This is a genomic window from Pseudomonas sp. GW456-E7 (assembly GCF_059424105.1).
Window position 1 is genome coordinate 1 of sequence record NZ_JBWKZB010000112.1, and the last position, 2,209, is coordinate 2,209.

A 2,209-nucleotide genomic window follows, 5' to 3' on the forward strand; every position below is an offset into this window, starting at 1 on the left:
CAGCCTTCGGCAGCTCCTACAGGTGTTGTGTTAAACGAAAAAAATAAATATTCAGGTGATGCAATGATGAAGGTGAAGATCGAAAGGATCGTCGACGAAGCGCTGGATATCCGCTCCTTTCGCCTCGTGCGCAGTGACGGCCAGCCGCTCGACACCTATGAACCGGGTGCCCACGTCGACCTGACCGGGCCGACCGGGGTGACCCGCCAGTATTCGCTGTGCAGCCCGCCGCAGGATCGCCGTGCCTACCTGGTGGCGGTGAAGAAAGAAGCGCAGTCGCGCGGCGGTTCGCTGGCGTTGCACGAGCAGGTCGAGGAGGGCATGGAGCTGGAAATGGGTGCGCCGCGCAACCTGTTCCGTCTCGATGAAAGTGCCGGCGAACACCTGCTGTTCGCCGCCGGTATCGGTGTCACGCCGCTGCTGAGCATGGCCTACAAATTGGCGGAAAGCGGCCAGCCGTATCGCCTGCATTATTTCGCCCGTTCGGCGCAGTACGCGGCGTTTACCGAGCTGTTGGCGACCCGTTTTGCCGATCACGTGGAGTTTCACTACGGCGTGGAACCCGCGGACCTGGACGGCGCATTGAGCGCATGCCTGGAGCGTGCCGGCAGCGCCGCCCACGTCTACACCTGCGGCCCGGCACCCTTCATGAACACAGTGGTGGCAGTGGCTTCGCGCAGTCGTCCGGATGAGGCCATTCACCTCGAACACTTCGCGGCGGACCCGGCGGCCAACAGCGCCCCGGCGGGCACGTTCGAAGTGGAGCTGGCCAGTTCCGGCGTGGTGCTGCACGTGCCGGCCGACGCCAGTCTGGTCGACGTGCTGCAGGCCCACGGTTGCGACATCGACACCGAATGCCGCGAGGGTATTTGCGGTACCTGCATCGTCGAGGTGCTGGACGGCGTACCGGAGCACCGCGACAACTGCCTGTCGAACAAGGAAAAGGCGTCCAACAAACAGATCTGCGCCTGTGTGTCACGGGCGCTTTCCGCTCGTCTGGTATTGGACATTTAAGCCTCGGGAAGGCTGGAAAGCGTGCGCCGGAGCCTGTTGAATGGGCGCCCGGCGGCCGTCGAGGGAGGCGATGGCTACAGAAACAACGGTTTTGCCGAACCGCTCGATGAAGCGGTCGAAAAATAACAACAAAAACGTGAGGCTTTGCGGACATGATTACAGCATCGACGGTGCGCAACGAGGCGTTCGAAAGTTGGTTGAGCCAGGTGAACCAGGCCTGCGGGCGTTTCGACGCGCGGGCGCTGGACACTGATTTCTATGGCGAACTGGCGGAATTCCGCAGCGGTGCGATCAACCTCAGTGTGGTCGACATGGCGCACGTGCATTTGTATCGCACCAGCAAGGACGTCAGCACCAGCAGCGACGGCCACTACTACGCCGTGTTCCAGATGCGTGGCAGTTCACAGCTGGAGCAGGGCGACAACCGCGCGCAACTGGGTTGTGGCGACATCGCGCTGATCGACGCCAGCCGTCCGAGCGACATGACCTACCACGACGATTGCCGACAGCTGTCGCTGATTCTTCCGCGCCAGGTCGTGGAACGTGGATCACACTTCAATGCCGTCAACTGCGCCACGCGCATCGCCGCCAGCAGCCCGCTGGCGGCGATGGCCAACAAGCTGGTGCTGGAGACTCGCCAGCAGGAAGGGCTGGACATGCAGGAAAGCGAGGCCGTGCTCGATGCCCTGGCCAGTTTGTTATTGCCGGGCATCAGCGCCCGGGACAGCGCGGCCGATCCCCATGAGCGGCAGTTCCGCAAGATCATCGCGTTCATTGATGCGCACCTCAGCGACGAGGAACTGTGCCCCGAGTTGATCGCCCGTGAAGTCGGGATTTCCGTGCGCGGCCTGTACCGGATGTTCTCCAAGCGCGGGCTGGTGGTGGCGCAGTACATCAAGCATCGCCGCCTGGACTTCTGCGCCGAAAACCTGCGCCGCGCCGATGTCGAGCAGAAGCTGTCGGCGCTGTGTTATGCCTGGGGCTTCTCGGATTCGAGCTACTTCTCGTCGGCCTTCAAATCGCGCTTCGGCGTGTCACCGGGTGCTTATCGCAAGCGCTACAGCCACACCTGACACCCACCATCAATGTTGAATGTACCGGCCTCATCGCGAGCAAGCTCGCTCCCACAGTGGATCTGCGGTGAACACAAAGCCTGTGTACGGCCGGGATCAAAAAATGTGGGAGCGAGCTTGCT

2 protein-coding genes are annotated in these 2,209 nt (G+C 62.2%); both read left to right on the forward strand.

The features are described from left to right. Positions 1-63: 63 nt before the first annotated feature. A complete protein-coding gene (locus AC07YV_RS29805; protein ID WP_102702835.1) occupies positions 64-1,014 on the forward strand; it encodes a PDR/VanB family oxidoreductase in 951 nt (316 codons plus the stop codon). A 152-nt stretch (positions 1,015-1,166) separates the two neighbouring features. Then, a complete protein-coding gene (feaR, locus tag AC07YV_RS29810) occupies positions 1,167-2,087 on the forward strand; it encodes a transcriptional regulator FeaR (RefSeq protein ID WP_102702836.1) in 921 nt (306 codons plus the stop codon). Positions 2,088-2,209: the final 122 nt, after the last annotated feature.